This window comes from Agrobacterium sp. (genome assembly GCF_059499945.1).
The window spans coordinates 262,064-277,447 of sequence record NZ_JCABZP010000011.1 but is presented as its reverse complement, the minus strand read 5'-3'; the positions used below and the strand labels follow the sequence as shown (position 1 = coordinate 277,447).

13 protein-coding genes are annotated in these 15,384 nt (G+C 60.7%); 12 read left to right on the top strand and 1 reads right to left on the bottom strand.

Features of this window, described 5'->3' with window-relative positions:
• Positions 1-73 precede the first annotated feature (73 nt).
• The 10 genes from AC5I5B_RS10225 to AC5I5B_RS10180 are packed head-to-tail and all read left to right on the top strand — an operon-like array spanning position 74 to position 10,979.
• Positions 74-1,126 (top strand): Gfo/Idh/MocA family protein, encoded by a 1,053-nt coding sequence (locus AC5I5B_RS10225; RefSeq protein ID WP_111791754.1) that lies wholly within the window; start codon positions 74-76, stop codon positions 1,124-1,126.
• Positions 1,119-2,135 (top strand): Gfo/Idh/MocA family protein, encoded by a 1,017-nt coding sequence (locus AC5I5B_RS10220; protein ID WP_020808678.1) that lies wholly within the window; start codon positions 1,119-1,121, stop codon positions 2,133-2,135. Before AC5I5B_RS10225 ends, AC5I5B_RS10220 begins: the two co-directional genes overlap by 8 nt.
• Entirely contained in the window at positions 2,132-3,205 is a 1,074-nt protein-coding gene (locus tag AC5I5B_RS10215) for a Gfo/Idh/MocA family protein (RefSeq protein ID WP_003506782.1), read from the top strand. Before AC5I5B_RS10220 ends, AC5I5B_RS10215 begins: the two co-directional genes overlap by 4 nt.
• A gap of 22 nt (positions 3,206-3,227) precedes the next feature.
• Positions 3,228-4,499 (top strand): ABC transporter substrate-binding protein, encoded by a 1,272-nt coding sequence (locus AC5I5B_RS10210; protein ID WP_495752622.1) that lies wholly within the window; start codon positions 3,228-3,230, stop codon positions 4,497-4,499.
• Positions 4,500-4,556: 57 nt separating this feature from the next.
• Positions 4,557-5,525 carry a carbohydrate ABC transporter permease gene (locus AC5I5B_RS10205; protein WP_003506778.1) on the top strand — a complete coding sequence of 323 codons (969 nt, stop codon included), beginning with the start codon at positions 4,557-4,559 and terminating at the stop codon, positions 5,523-5,525.
• Positions 5,518-6,561 carry a carbohydrate ABC transporter permease gene (locus AC5I5B_RS10200; RefSeq protein WP_060724823.1) on the top strand — a complete coding sequence of 348 codons (1,044 nt, stop codon included), beginning with the start codon at positions 5,518-5,520 and terminating at the stop codon, positions 6,559-6,561. Before AC5I5B_RS10205 ends, AC5I5B_RS10200 begins: the two co-directional genes overlap by 8 nt.
• A 22-nt stretch (positions 6,562-6,583) precedes the next feature.
• Positions 6,584-7,663 (top strand): ABC transporter ATP-binding protein, encoded by a 1,080-nt coding sequence (locus tag AC5I5B_RS10195; protein ID WP_112952805.1) that lies wholly within the window; start codon positions 6,584-6,586, stop codon positions 7,661-7,663.
• A 37-nt stretch (positions 7,664-7,700) separates the two neighbouring features.
• On the top strand, positions 7,701-9,425 hold the full coding sequence (araD, locus tag AC5I5B_RS10190) for an L-arabinonate dehydratase (RefSeq protein ID WP_060724821.1): 1,725 nt from the start codon (positions 7,701-7,703) through the stop codon (positions 9,423-9,425).
• A gap of 11 nt (positions 9,426-9,436) precedes the next feature.
• On the top strand, positions 9,437-10,234 hold the full coding sequence (locus AC5I5B_RS10185) for an NAD-dependent epimerase/dehydratase family protein (protein ID WP_111780369.1): 798 nt from the start codon (positions 9,437-9,439) through the stop codon (positions 10,232-10,234).
• Between the two features lie 34 nt (positions 10,235-10,268).
• Positions 10,269-10,979, top strand: coding sequence for a ribonuclease activity regulator RraA (locus AC5I5B_RS10180; RefSeq protein ID WP_003506768.1), 711 nt, complete (start codon positions 10,269-10,271; stop codon positions 10,977-10,979).
• A gap of 3 nt (positions 10,980-10,982) precedes the next feature.
• Here AC5I5B_RS10180 and AC5I5B_RS10175 read toward each other — a convergent pair whose 3' ends face one another.
• Positions 10,983-13,334 (bottom strand): helix-turn-helix transcriptional regulator, encoded by a 2,352-nt coding sequence (locus AC5I5B_RS10175; protein WP_162724166.1) that lies wholly within the window; start codon positions 13,332-13,334, stop codon positions 10,983-10,985.
• A gap of 136 nt (positions 13,335-13,470) precedes the next feature.
• Here AC5I5B_RS10175 and AC5I5B_RS10170 point away from each other — a divergent pair, with 136 nt between their 5' ends.
• Positions 13,471-14,499 (top strand): ABC transporter permease, encoded by a 1,029-nt coding sequence (locus tag AC5I5B_RS10170; RefSeq protein ID WP_111797146.1) that lies wholly within the window; start codon positions 13,471-13,473, stop codon positions 14,497-14,499.
• Complete coding sequence (locus tag AC5I5B_RS10165) at positions 14,499-15,380, top strand: ABC transporter permease (RefSeq protein ID WP_019564714.1); 882 nt, start codon at positions 14,499-14,501, stop codon at positions 15,378-15,380. The genes AC5I5B_RS10170 and AC5I5B_RS10165 overlap by 1 nt, the downstream gene beginning before the upstream one ends.
• The last annotated feature ends 4 nt before the right edge of the window (positions 15,381-15,384 follow it).

Genomic DNA, 15,384 nt, shown 5'->3' with positions numbered 1-15,384 from the left:
CCGGAACACAAGTGTGTTGACAACCGGCATACCGGTATGCAAATGATTGCGCATTGGGAAGGAGGCTCCCGAAATGCAAAATATCAAGACCTGCGTCATCGTCGGTGCCGGAATGGTAGCGAAGACGCATGTGCTTGCCTGTGCGGCAAGCCCTGAGAAAATTCGCCTGAAGGGAATCGTTGATGGTGGTTCCGGCCGCGCCAGGGCGCTGGCCGCGGAAGCGTCGAAACACGCCGGATACGATGTCGTCGTTTATTCCTCTGTCGAGGAAGCGGCGCGCGATGCGGATGTCGATTTCGCCATCATCGCGACGCCGCCCAATGCCCGCATCGATATCGTCGGACAGCTCGCGAAAGCGGGCAAACACATCCTGATGGAAAAGCCCGTCGCCCGGAATACGCAGGAAGCCAATGGTCTTGTGGCTCTCTGTCGTGACGCCGGCGTCACACTCGGCATCATCTTCCAGCACCGCATGCGGGCTGCATCGCAGAAAGCCCGTGAGCTTGTCGATGGCGGCACGCTCGGAGCGCTGGGGCTCTGCGAAATTTCCGTGCCGTGGTGGCGTGCGCAATCCTATTATGATGAACCGGGCCGCGGCACCCTGGAGCGCGATGGCGGCGGCGTTCTGATCTCCCAGGCAATTCATACGATCGATCTGGCATTGAGCCTCACGGGGCCGGTCGCCCGTGTTCAGGCCATGGCGGCGACGACGCGTTTCCATCGCATGGAAACCGAAGATTACGTTTCTGCCGGTCTGCGCTTCAAGAACGGCGCTGTCGGTTCGCTCGTCGCAAGCACCGCAAGTTTCCCCGGTGCTGCGGAATCGATCCTCCTGCATTTCGACAATGCCAGTATGCGGCTCGCCTCCGGCCTGTTGCATGTCGACTGGCGTGATGGCCGGCACGAGACTTTCGGCGGCGCGGCCGCCGGCACGGGCGGCGGCGCCGATCCCATGGCTTTCACGCATGAATGGCATCAGGGCGTCTTCGAGGATTTCGCAGACGCCATCTCTTCAGGACGCCCGCCGGTCGTCACCGGTGACGCGGCTCTTTTGTCTCACAGATTGATCGACGCGATCATCAACTCGGCCGACACCGGCAAGGAAGTGGAACTGCAGGATGACTAAAGCAATCAAGTTCGTCGCTCTTGGCATAGAGCACCGGCATATTTTCGGCATGGCCCAGAATCTGCTGGACGCTGGCGCGGAATTTGCCGGCTGGTGGACCGAAGGCGAACCCGATGTCGTGGAAGGTTTCGTCAAACGCTTCCCGAATGTGCCGCGTGCGGCATCGAAGGAAGCCCTGCTTGCGGATGGCACCATCGACCTCGTGGTGATTGCCGATATCCCCTCCAAGCGTGCCGACCTCGCCATCGCCGCCATGGAAGCCGGCAAGGATGTCATGTCCGACAAGCCAGGCTGCACCACCTTCGAACAGCTCGATCGCCTTCGCCAGACCGTGGCCAAGACCAAACGCATCTGGACCGTCGATTTCTCCGAGCGTTTTGAAGTTCCGAGCGTGACCAAGGCGGCTGAACTCGTCGCGCAGGGCGCCATCGGCCGCGTCATTCAGACTGTCGGCCTCGGCCCGCATCGTCTGAACCGCCAGATCCGTCCGAAGTGGTTCTTCGAGCGTGAAGCTTACGGCGGCATCATCACCGATATCGCCAGCCATCAGATCGACCAGTTCATGTTCTTCACCGGCTCGACCGAAGTGGAGATCGTGGCTGCCACCGTTGCCAATTATGCCAACCCTGATGATCCGGGCCTGCAGGATTTCGGCGAAGTCGTGCTGCGCGGTGACAAGGGCCACGGTTATATCCGCGTCGACTGGTACACGCCCGATGCGCTGCCGACCTGGGGTGACGGCCGCCTGACGATCCTCGGCACCGAGGGTTACATCGAGCTGCGCAAATATGTCGATGTCGGCAATACGGAAGGCACCGACCGCCTCGTTCTCGTGAATGGCGACCGCTGCGAGTATATTGATGCTTCCGATGCTGGTTTGCCCTATTTCGCCCGTATCTGCGACGATATCCGCAACCGCACGGAAACGGCAATGACGCAGGAACACGTCTTCAAGGTCTGCGACCTCTCGCTTCAGGCACAGGCCAAGGCTGAGGGAGTCTCGAAATGATCGGTGTTGCCATCATTGGCGCCGGCATCGGCGCCCAGCATCTGAGCGGCTATCGCGCACTGCCCAAACGCTTTGTCGTCAAGGCGATCTGCGATCTCGATCTGGAGCGCGCCCGCTCCGTCGCCGGCGATGATACCTCCATTCGTCTGACCACCGATCTCGATGAGGTTCTGGCCGACGAGAGCATCCAGCTCATCGACGTCTGCCTGCCGCCGCACCTGCATTTCCCTGTCACGCTGAAGGCGCATGCTGCGGGCAAGGATGTGGTCTGCGAAAAGCCGCTGGTCCGCTCGCTGGAAGAGGCCAACGCGCTGATCGACTCCGTCAAGAAGACCGGTCGCGGTGTGTTTCCGGTCTTCCAGTACCGTTTCGGACACGCCATGCGGCAGCTGCGCGCGCTGATCGATGCCGGTCTTGCGGGCAAGGCCTTTGTCGCAAGCTCGGAAGTCCATTGGAACCGGGGCGCCAGCTATTACGACATTCCGTGGCGCGGTACGTGGAAGGGCGAGTGCGGCGGCGCGATCCTCGGCCACGCCATTCACGCCCATGATCTTCTCTGCCACGTTCTCGGCCCGGTCGACGAAGTTTTCGCCATGGCCGACACGCGCGTCAACAAGATCGAAACCGAAGATTGCGCGGCGCTCAGCTTCCGCATGAAAAGCGGTGCGCTGGCGACGAGCTCGGTCACGCTCGGTGCGGCCGAAGATACCTCGCGTCTGCGCTTCTGCTTTGAAGGGTTCACTGCCGAGAGCGGCACGCTGCCCTACCGCCCGGCTGAAGACACATGGCGTTTCATCGCCCGTGCACCGACGACGCAGGATCAGATCGACGCCGTTCTGGCAACGGTGGCCGATGGCGAAAACGGCTTTGCCGGTTTTGTCGAAGCCATTGCCGACGCGATGGAAGGACGCGGCGGCAAGGAAGTGACGGTTCATGACGGCTTGCAGTCCATCGAACTCGTCACCGCCATCTATCGCTCGGTCAGGGAAGGAAAGCCGGTTCGCCTGTCCGACGCCGCTGAAGGCGAGTGGATCAAGGGCTGGGCACCGCGCGCATCCGCCAACGCATAATCATCTAAAGGGAGGAAACCAGATGACCAGAAAATACAGCATGGCACTGGCGCTCGCCATTGGCGCAGCGTCCTTTGCTGGCGCCGCCCAGGCGGCGCAGGAAGTGCGCTTCACCTGCGCTTATGACGGAAACGGCTGTGAGATCCTCAAGGACATTCTCGCCCGTTACGAAAAGCAGCATACGGACGTCAAGATCGTCACTGACGTCGTGCCTTACAAGGCGCTTCTGGAAGGCCTGCCCGTGCAACTCGCCGGTGGCAGCGGCCCGGATTTCGCAACCGTAACCGACCTTGGCGGTCTCAACCGCTATTATCTCGATCTCACGCCCTATGTGGACGCGAAATATTGGGAAGACAATTTCTCGAACGTGCTGAAATGGTACCGCAGCGGCCCTGACGACAAGGGCATCTACGGCATGCACACCCAGCTCACCATCACCGGCGCTTTCATCAACAGCACCCTGTTCGATCAGGCCAATGTGGCCGTACCCGGCAAGGATGCAACGCTGGACGATTGGGCGAAGGCTGCTAGTGCCGTCGCCAAGGCAACCGGTACGCCCTATCCGATGGCCATCGACCGTTCCGGCCACCGCATTGCCGGTCCGGCCATTTCCTATGGCGCAAAGATTTTCGACGCCGATGGTAAGCCCATTCTCGTCGATGAAGGCTTCACGACCTTCGTGAAGAAATTCGTCGAATGGAACAAGGACGGCACCATGGCGCGCGACGTCTGGGCCGGACAGGGCGGCAATACCTATCGTGACGCCGCACAGGAATTCATCAACGGCCAGCTGGTCTATTATTATTCCGGCAGCTGGCAGACCGCGCGTTTCGACAGCCAGGTCGGCGATGCGTTTGACTGGGAAGTCGTGCCGCAGCCCTGTGGTGGCGCTGCCTGCACCGGCATGCCTGGTGGTACCGGCGTTGTCGGCTTCAAGCAGACCAAGAACCCGAAAATCGTTGCCGACATCCTGAACTTCCTCGCTCAGGACGAGAATTATCTCGACTTCACCGTTCGCACCCGCAACGTTCCGGCCCACAAGGCCGTGGCCGACAAGGGCGTGACCTATACCGGTGCGACGCCTGCGACGCAGAAGGCCATGAACGCCTGGCTGGACCAGATCCCCGGCCTCAGCCCGATTGCCTACACCTATCAGGGTTACAAGAACAATCGCGCCATGTTCAACATCTCCGTCCAGCGCATCACGCAGGCCATCGTCGGTGAAAGCACCGTTGATGAGGCCATGGCCCGCGCGAAGACGGACCTCGAGGAAGCGTTGAAACAGGCAAAGTGATCCATCGCCTTCCGGCGCGGTGCATGCCGCGCCGCGCCGGATCGAAGGAGGACCCTCATGTATAAATTTCTTGCGCCCGTCATGGGCATCGTCGAACTGCCCTTTGCCTTCCTGCAGAAGGTTCTCGGCCATCGGCGGATCGCGTGGGTATTTCTCACACCAAACCTGATCCTGTTCGCGGTCTTCGCCTTTCTGCCGATCGTGCTGAACATGGCCTATTCCGTGACCGGCAGCGAACACATATTGCTTTCCGAACGCCCTGCCGTGGGCGGCGAAAATTTCTCGGTCCTTCTTTCCTGTCAGAACTACCTCGACCCCAATTCCTGTGAGCGTGACCTGTTCTGGCGCTCCGTCTGGAACACGGTTTTCTTCGTGGTGCTGCAGGTGGGTTTTATGGTCGGCTTTTCGCTGATCACGGCCATCGTGCTCAACCGCGATATCCGGGCGCGGGGGTTCTTCCGTGCCGTCTTCTTCTTCCCCGTGCTGTTGTCGCCCGTCGTTGTGGCCTTGATCTGGAAGTGGATTCTCCAGCGTTTCGGCGTTCTCAACGCCGCGATGGAGGGCCTCGGTCTCGGTTCGGTCGACTGGTTGCTCGAAGCCAATCTTGCCTTCGGCTGGTCGGTCTTCCTCTCAGTCTGGGCGCATATGGGCTTCTACACGCTCATTCTTCTGGCCGGCCTGCAGGCGATCCCGCGCGATGTCTATGAGGCGGCGCAGCTCGACAAGGCAAGCCCTTGGCGCATCTTCCGGCGCATTACGCTGCCGCTGCTTGCACCCACCATGCTCGTCGTTCTCGTCCTGTCGCTCATCAAGGGCGTGCAGACCTTCGATGAAGTCTTTGCCTTCACGGGTGGCGGCCCGGGTTCGGCGACCACCTTCATCATTCAGTTTATCTATCAGACCGGCTTTGCCGGGACGCCCCGCAATTTCGGCCTTGCGGCTGCCGCTTCGCTGCTGCTCGCCGTGGTGCTCGTGGTGCTGACCGCCCTGCAATTCCGGGCAAACAGGAGCAAGGTCGATGGCTAGGATTGGCGCATTTCTGACCCGTACCCGCGGCCGCAACGGCAAGCTGCACTGGACCGACTGGCTGTCCTACGCCTATCTCGGCGTGGCCGTGCTGATGATGTTCGGCCCCGTCGTCTGGCTGGTGCTCTCCTCGTTCAAGACGGAAGCCGATCTGCAGCGTTTCCCGCCGCGCCTCCTGCCCTATACGCAGGAAACCGTGGTGGTGGACGGGCAGGCAGCGCCGCTGCCGGCCTATGTCGACAAGGATGGCCGCAAGTTCGGCATGATCAGGCGCATCGGCCTCGTTGCCCAGGTGGTTGACCCGGCAAAGCCCACTGAAGTCCTGAAGATGCAGTTCAACGAGCTGAAGCCTGCTGAAAAGGTGGCGCTCGCCACGGAAAACTACACCGAGCTTTTCCAGCGCTTCAATTTTCCGCTTTATTTCTGGAACTCGACCTTCATCACGGTGACGTCAACCCTCATCATGCTAATCGTCAATTCCATGGCGGCCTTTGCGCTCTCGAAATACCAGTTCAAGGGCAGGGGCGTGGTGCTGGCGCTGGTTGTCGGCACGCTGATGATCCCGCAGACCGTCGTGCTGGTGCCGCTGTTTCTCATCACCAGCCAGCTGGGCATGATCAACAGTCTCTGGGGCGTCATCATTCCCGGTGCCGCCACCCCGACCGGTGTCTTTCTGCTGCGGCAATATATGCTGACGATCCCGGATGAAATCCTCGATGCCGCCCGCATGGACAAGGCGAGCGAATGGAAGATCTACTGGCGCATCATCCTGCCGCTCTCGGCGCCGGCGCTTGCCGTTCTGGCGATCCTTGCGATCATGTGGCGCTGGAACGATTTCCTCTGGCCGCTGATCGTGCTGACCCGCAATGACAACTTCACCCTGCAGCTGGCGCTCAACTCCTTCCAGGGGGAGATGACGACGGAATGGAGCAATCTTCTGGCCATGACGGTGCTGACGCTTGCGCCGATCGCGCTGGTCTTCATGTTCCTGCAAAAATACATCGCCACCGGCATTGCATCGACGGGCGGCAAATAATCCTCAGGGAGGAAATACGACAATGGCAAGTATTCAGCTTCGTCAGGTCAAAAAGACATATGGTGCCCTCGATGTGATCAAGGGTGTCGATCTCGATATCAAGCACGGCGAATTCTGTGTTTTCGTTGGCCCTTCCGGCTGCGGCAAGTCGACCCTGCTGCGCATGATCTCGGGCCTTGAGGAATTGAGCGGCGGCGATATCGTCATCGGCGGCGATGTGGTCAACGCGGTGCCGGCCGCAGATCGCGGCCTTGCCATGGTGTTCCAGTCCTACGCCCTTTATCCGCATATGACGGTTCGCGAAAACCTGTCCTTCGGGCTTGAGAATATCGGCACACCCAAGAAGGACATCGTTGAAAAGGTCAACCAGGTGGCCAAGATGCTGCAGATCGACCAGCTTCTGGAGCGTCGTCCGAAGGATCTGTCCGGCGGTCAGCGCCAGCGCGTCGCCATTGGCCGCGCCGTCGTGCGCGAGCCGCGCGTGTTCCTTTTCGATGAGCCGCTTTCCAACCTCGATGCGGAACTGCGCGTCGACATGCGCGGCGAGATTTCCAGCCTGCACCGGCGTCTCGGCAATACCATGATCTATGTGACGCATGATCAGGTGGAAGCCATGACCATGGCCGACAAGATCGCCGTTCTGCGCGCCGGCAAGCTCGAACAGTTCGGCGTGCCGCTCGATCTCTATAACCGCCCGGCCAATCTCTTCGTGGCGGGCTTCATCGGCTCGCCGAAGATGAACTTCTTCGCCGGCGAAGTGACTTCGGATGCAACCCCGTCCCTGAAGATCGCCACCGGCGAACTGATCCCCCTGCCGCAGACCGGTTTTGCCTACAAGCCCGGTCAGAAAGTGACGCTCGGTGTCCGTCCGAACCATGTGCAGGCGGGTGGCGAAGGCGCACTGACCATGTCTGTGCGCACCGCCGAACAGCTGGGCGGAGAGTCCTATCTTTACGGCACTCTCGGTGATGGCACCCGGGTGACGCTGCATCTTTCCGGCCAGACCTCGACATCGGCTGACGAAGTCATCCGTCTGTCGGCGCCGCTGGAATACATCCATCTTTTCGATACGACGAGCGGGCTGACGCTCCGGCAGGACTGACAGCTCCAGGCGCAACCCGCAACGCAGGACCATTGACATGACCGATAAAAAACTCCGTTCCGACCGCTGGTTCGCGCCCGACGACCTGCGCAGCTTCGGCCACCGCTCGCGCATGATGCAGCTTGGTTATGCGGAGGAGGATTTCGTCGGCAAACCCGTCATCGGCATCCTGAATACATGGTCGGAGCTCAACACCTGTCATTCGCATTTCCCAGAGCGGGTGAAGGATGTGAAGCGTGGTGTCCTGCAAGCGGGCGGCTTCCCCGTCGAAATGCCATCGCTCTCCGTCGATGAGAGCTTCACCAAGCCGACATCCATGCTCTACCGCAACATGCTGGCGATGGAGACGGAAGAAATGATCCGCTCGCATCCGCTTGACGGCGTGGTGCTGATGGGCGGTTGCGACAAGACGACACCCGGCCTCGTCATGGGCGCGATTTCGGCCGGCGTGCCGATGATCTATCTGCCTGCAGGCCCGATGTTGCGTGGCAATTATGCCGGCAAGGTGCTCGGTTCCGGTTCGGACGCCTGGAAATATTGGGACGAGCGGCGTGCCGGCAATGTTACGGATGAGGAATGGCGGGGCGTGCAGGGTGGCATCGCCCGCTCCGCCGGTGTCTGCATGACCATGGGCACCGCTTCGACCATGACCGCCATCACCGATGCGCTTGGCCTCACCCTGCCGGGAGCTTCCTCCATTCCGGCGGTAGATGCCGAACACCAGCGCATGTCGGCAGGTTGCGGCCGGCGTATCGTGGAGATGGTGGGCGAGGAGCTGACGCCGGACCGTATTCTGACCGCGACGGCGTTTCGCAATGCCGCCATCGTCGCCATGGCGACCGGTTGCTCCACCAATGCCGTCGTGCATCTGATCGCCATGGCGCGCCGCGCCGGCGTGCCGATGACGCTGGACGAGCTGGACGAACTTGGCCGGGTCACGCCGCTCATCGCCAATGTCCGCCCCTCCGGCAAAGACTATCTGATGGAGGATTTTTATTATGCCGGCGGTCTGCGCGCGCTGATGAAGCAGCTGGAAAGCCGCCTCGACTGTTCGGCGCTGACCGTAACCGGCCGCAGCATGGGTGAAAATCTCGAAGGCGCGAAGGTCTACAACGACGACGTCATTCGCTCGCTCGACAATCCGGTTTATGCGGAAGGCTCGCTTGCGGTGTTGCGCGGCAATCTTTGCCCTGACGGCGCCGTCATCAAGCCCGCTGCCTGCGATCCGAAATATCATGTGCACGAAGGCCCGGCGCTGGTCTTCGACAGCTATCCGGAGATGAAGAAGGCGATCGACGACGAGAACCTTGATGTCACGCCGGATCATGTTCTGGTGCTGCGCAATGCCGGTCCGCTCGGCGGTCCCGGCTTTCCCGAATGGGGTATGCTGCCCATCCCGAAGGCGTTGATCAAGAAGGGCCACCGCGACATGGTGCGCATTTCCGATGCGCGCATGTCCGGCACGTCCTATGGCGCCTGCGTTCTCCATGTCGCGCCGGAAAGCTTCGTCGGCGGCCCGCTCGCGCTCCTGAAAACAGGCGATATCGTGCGCCTCGACCTGCCGCAGCGACGCCTCGACATGCTGGTCAGCGAAGAGGAAATCGCCAGCCGCCGTGCCGCCTGGCAGGCACCTGCGCCGCGTTATGAGCGCGGTTATGGTTATCTCTTCTCCAAGCATGTCACGCAGGCCGATCAAGGTTGCGATTTCGACTTCCTGCAGACGGATTTCGGCCGCACCGCCGGCGAGCCCGATATTTTCTAAGGGGCACCATCATGTTGAAGCGATTGCTCATCACCGGTGCCGGCGGCAAGCTGGGCAGCATGCTGCGCGGGCGGCTTGGCCATGTCGCCGAAATCATTCGTCTTTCTGACGTCGTTGATCTCGGTTCGCCAGCACCTCACGAAGAGCTCGTTCGTTGCGCGCTTGAGGACGAGCAGGCGGTCCATGATCTCGTGAGGGGCTGCGACGGCATCGTTCATCTCGGCGGAGTTTCCGTCGAGAGGGCCTTCGACCCGATTGAGTCTGCCAATTTGCGCGGGGTCTACAATCTCTACGAGGCGGCACGGCTGAACGGCCTGCCGCGCATTCTTTTCGCCTCCAGCAATCACACGATCGGTTATTACCCGCAGGGCAAACAGCTTGCCCCCGATTCTCCCTTTCTGCCTGATGGTCTCTACGGCGTCTCGAAGATTTTCGGCGAGGCGATGGCGAGCCTCTACCATTCCAAATTCGGCCAGGAGACTGCTATCGTCCGGATTGGCTCTTGCGAAGAAAAGCCCTCCAACTGGCGGATGCTGTCGACCTGGCTGAGCTACGGCGACTTCGTTTCGCTGATCGAGGCCACCTTCTGCGTGCCGAAGCTTGGATGCCCGGTCATCTGGGGCGTATCCGCCAATGATGACAGCTGGTGGGATAATTCCCATGTCGATTTTCTCGGCTGGCAGCGGCGCGATAATGCCGCGCGCTACCGCGCGGAAATCGAACGCGATGTGCCGCGCCCCGATCCCGAGGCTGCGATCGCAAAATATCAGGGCGGCGTCTTCATAGACGAGCCCATTCACAGAACTTGAAACACATCCATCCGCCCATTGCGAGGAGACAGACATGAACAATGAAACGCGCGAAAAACTGATGACGATTTCCGTCGCCACCCTGGCGACGGCGCTTTACAAGCGCGGCCTGCGCAACCAGGTCATCCAGGGCGTGCGCCCGCTGGGCTACAAGGGCAAGAACATGGTCGGCCCGGCCTTCACCCTGCGCTACATGCCGGCCCGCGAAGACCGTAACCAGCTCGTCGAATTCCGCAATCCCGCCCATCCGCAGCGCGTCGCCATCGAAACCTGCCCGCCGGGCCACGTGCTTGTCATGGACAGCCGCAAGGATGCCAGCGCCGCCTCGGCCGGCGATATTCTGGTGACCCGCCTGATGGTTCGCGGCGGTGCGGGCATCGTTTCCGATGGCGGTTTCCGTGATGCGGCCACCATAGCCGAGCTGGATATTCCGGCTTACCACACCCGTCCTTCCAGCCCCACCAACCTGACCAAACACGAGGCGATCGAAATCAACGGCCCGATCGGCTGCGGCGATGCGCCGGTCTTTCCCGGCGACATCATCGTTGGTGACGCGGATTGCGTCATCGTCATCCCCGCGGGCATTGCCGACGAAGTTGCGACCGAGGCGGTGGAAATGACGGCTTACGAAGATTTCGTGGTGGAGCAGGTCAAGGCCGGCCAGACGATCATCGGGCTTTACCCCTGCACCAAGGAAGAACACCAGACGGCTTTTGCCGAATGGCGCAAGAAGAACAACCGCTGAACCTTATAGCCAGCCCAGTGCTTTCGCCGCGCGGATCGCCTCCGCGCGGCGTTTGCAATCCAGCTTGCGGAACAGGTTGCCGAGGTGAAACTTCACCGTCACTTCGGAAATGTTAAGCGTCTGGGCGATCTTCTTGTTCGACATGCCGCTGGCCAGAAGTTGCAGCATCTGCGCTTCCCGCTGCGAAAGCCCGCCATGCAGGGCGCGCGCTTGCGGTGAATTCACCGAGGTGGCGAAAATCGACAGCGCGGTGCGGACATCGGAAGAGGTTTCGATGAAACTGCGGATGCGGCGATTGTTGAGAAGCGGCGACAGGAAGACGCGCTCTTCCGACAGAACCCCGCTGCAGCCAAGGCGGGTTGCCGATTCAAGCGCGGTCAGAATATGGGCACGGGCGGCGGCATTGTCGCGACGCTGGTGCGCGGCATAGCTCTGCCATATTCTGAGCGCGACTTTCTCGCGGTTGGTGACCTTGGGGTTGGCGATCATCGCGTCGATCTGGCGGGAGAGATAGGCGCGCGGCGTGAAAAGATGCACCGCATCGCGCAGCCAGGCCATGACATAGGCGATTTCATCGCGCCGCGTCAGCCGGGAAAGGTCCTCATGCGCACTTTCCACCCAGTTGCGGCCCATCGGCATGCGGATCGCGGAAAGGGTTGCAGCGGCATCCGCCCAGCGGTTGGCGTTCTGATAGGCGATGGCCGTCCTGATTTCCATCATCGCATGGAATTGCAGCCCTTCCGACAGATGAATCCACAGACCGTCTAGAAAACCCGGGCGAACGGTCATCGGAAAATGGTCGATCAGTACCTGCGAAGCATAGTGCAGTGCGAACTGCATGAGGCTCGGCCATATCTCGGCCGCAGCAAAATGATCGAATTCATGTTCGACGAAATGCAGGAGATCGCGGGGCTTTCCGGCCTCATAGGCAAGGCAGGCTTCCGCCAGCCGCAGCATCCGGAACTCCTGCACCGCATCATGCGGCACCTGTTCCAGCCGCGCGCGGGCCTCCTGTGCTGCGTGACGCGCCAGAAGCACATCACCGCTCATCAGCCGCAACACGATCTGGTGCAGGTGGATGAAGAATTCGAGCAAGGGCTGCCCGCCCATCTTGCGCAGATAGATCAGCGCACGGGCGGCAGCCGCCTCCGCCTCGCGGAAATTGCGGCGGCGAATTTCGAACTCCAGCAGCGCATTGTAATAGGCCGCCCACTTGCCGTGGTCGTCCATGGGATAATCGGCCATGAACTCGGCGAGACGCGTTATCACCGCGTCATTGGGCGTCAGATCCTCGGCAATCATCAGGTTCAGCCGGAAGGTGCGGGCGGCGAAGGAAAAACGTGAACTCCGGGCAAGCACCTTCAGCGGATCGAGATAATCCGATCCGAGGCTTTTGCCGAGCAGGTGGCGCACGCGCTGCAATTCACCCTGTTTCAGCAATGCGCGGGTAACGGCAAAGAGCACGGTTTCATTCGTTGCGATCATATCCTGCGAAAACCGCATGATGATCTCGCGAAACCTGTCGACGCTGCTTCGGTAGATCAGTTCGCGGCCATGGGCGCGTTCAAGAATTTGCGCGGCATGGGTCTCATAACCGCGGTCGAGCAGCATCGCCATGGCCGCGAGCGCATGTCCAGCCTTTTCAAAAGCCGATGCGACCTCCACCACGGCGCTGCCGGCCTGCAAGCTGGCGAGACGTTCTCGCGCAGCCAGGGTGAGAAGCCGTATCAGGGTGGGGTGATTTTCGGGGGTTCCAGTCAGGAAGGGCGGCAGCAGTTCTGTCCATTCCGCCTCGGGTTCTGCGGAGGGGTTTTCGAGCCAGAATGAAAGCTCAACCGTCTGGGCGGGTGAAAGATGCGGCAGGTAGTTTTCCCGAAGATAGTCGGCACACAGCTTTTCATCCGGATGCCGGGCAAGCGACAGAAAGGCCGGCCATCCTGCATAATCCTGCAGTACCAGACGCCGCTGTTGAGGGGGGAGGCTTTCGGTCTCATCTTGCCCTAGCGCCAGTTCATCCGGTCCGATGGTAAGCGAACCGCGATGCAGGATCTGCCGGGCCAGTCCGCTTATCCGTTGATCCGGGCGGCAGGCAATGACCATAAAACGCACCGTTTCCAGAATGGCGGCGGGCATGCGCACTGCCCGTGCGAAAACCGGCACGTCCCATAGAAGGCAGTCATTTGCTGCATCATCGCTTCGCGGCTGGTGCGTGCGGCATATCTGCGTTCCCAACTCCTTTGCCAGCATTTCCAGCAGCACGCTTTTTCCCGCGCCCGCCGGGGCGCGCAGAAAGATTATGCCGGCGGTTTCGCTGGCGATTCGGCGGCAGAGGCGGGTGCGGGGCAGGAGTGTCATTCACAAAGGGATAGGGCGTTTAAGCATAAAAACCTATACTCATCTTTCAAAAAACTATACCTTTCAGAGATTGTTCAAAAGGGATGGTGGTGAAAACTTGTGCTCAGGCAACTGATGCACAAGGAACGTTCCACCGATGCAGCAACATCCGCTGGTCGCGATTTTGAACAGGCTCGGCGCTTTCGTGCTGGTCATGATCGCCCTGTCCATCATGATTTTCGTTCTCGCCCGCGTGGTGCCGGGTGATCCCGCCCGCATGGCGCTCGGCCCCGCGGCAACACAGGAACAGGTGGACGCGCTGCGCGGCGAGATGGGTCTCGATAAACCGCTCGCCGCCCAATATCTCGACTATATCGGCAATGCCCTGCACGGCGATCTCGGTTTCTCGCTGGTTTCCCAGCGCCCCGTCACCACCGATCTCGCGCAGACTGTTCCTGCGACCGTCGAACTGGTTCTGGTCTCGGTCATCTTCATGTTTGCCGTCGCCATCCCGCTCGGCGTCATCACGGCGCATTACCGCGACCGTCCGCTCGACCATATCGGCCGTATCCTCTCGCTCACCGGCGTGACGATCCCGAGCTTTTTGTTTGCCATCACGCTGCAATTGCTGGCCGCTCGCTTTCTCTCCGGCTGGCCGATCATCGGTAGGATCGATCACTCACTTGGCTGGCAGGGTGGCCCGACGGGCTTCATCCTGATCGACGGTACGCTTGCCGGACGGTTCGATGTAGTGCTGGATGCGCTGAAGCACCTTGCGCTGCCGGCCTTTGCGCTCTCCATGGCCGGTATCGGCCAGATCACCCGCATCACGCGTTCCTCGATGATCGAGAACCAGCGCAAGGATCACGTGCTCACCCTGCAAAGCTTCGGCGTGCCGGAGCGGGTCATCATCTTCCGTTATCTGCTGAAGCTTTCCTCCATCGCGCCGCTGACGATCATGGGGCTCGAATTCGCCTCGCTGATCGGCAATGCCTTCGTGATCGAAATGGTCTTCGCCTGGGGCGGATTCGCATCCTACGGGCTGAACGCCATCCTTCAGAAAGACCTCAATGCCGTGACTGCCGTGGTGCTCGTGGCCGGCCTGTTCTTCATCGTTGCGAACCTGATCGTTGATGTCCTGATCTCGATCATCGACCCGCGCCTGCGCCGCAAGGAGGCTCGCTGATGGCTGACATGAAAATGCTCGAACCCACCGATCGGGGCTTAAGCGCCGGTTACATGATGTGGTACCGCTTCAGCCGCAATCCGGCAGCGGTCATCGGTTCGCTGATCCTGTTGTCGGTGCTGGTTCTGGCGATCTTTGCGCCCTGGCTTACACCCTATCCCAAACATATCGGCGCGGTCGTCGATTTCCGTGCCCGCCACATGCCGCCGGATCTGGAGCACTGGTTCGGAACCGACAAGGCCGGACGCGACATCTTTTCCCGCACTGTCTTCGGGCTCAGGGTCTCGCTTCTTCTCGTTATCGGCGTGCTCGGCATCTCGGTCCCGGTCGGCACTGTGCTTGGCCTGGTCGCCGGTTATTTCGGCGGCTGGACCGAGAAAATCATCAGTGGCCTGACGAATGTGATGCTGGCCATGCCGCCCCTCGTCATGGCGCTGGCGGTCTCCAACCTGCTGGAACCCACCTTGATGAACGCCATGATCGCGATCACGCTTCTATGGTGGACCTGGCATGCGCGGCTGATCTATTCGGTGTCGAAATCCATCGCATCCGAGGACTATATCGAAGCGGCACGTCTTGCAGGTGCGGGTCCGCTGCACATTCTCTTTCGCGAAATTCTGCCCAATTGCGTCTCGGTCATATCAGTCAAGACGACGCTGGATGCGGCATTCGTCATCCTCTTTGGCGCGACGCTGAGTTTCCTCGGTTTCGGCGTCAAGCCGCCAACTCCCGATCTCGGCTCGATGGTTGCCGATGGGCGCCAGTTCATGCCGGATTTCTGGTGGGAAGTCCTCTGCCCCGGCGCGGCCGTGCTTTACGTGACGCTGGGTTTCAATCTGCTGGGCGACGGCCTGCGTGACATGTTCGACGTGGAAAGCTAAAGCC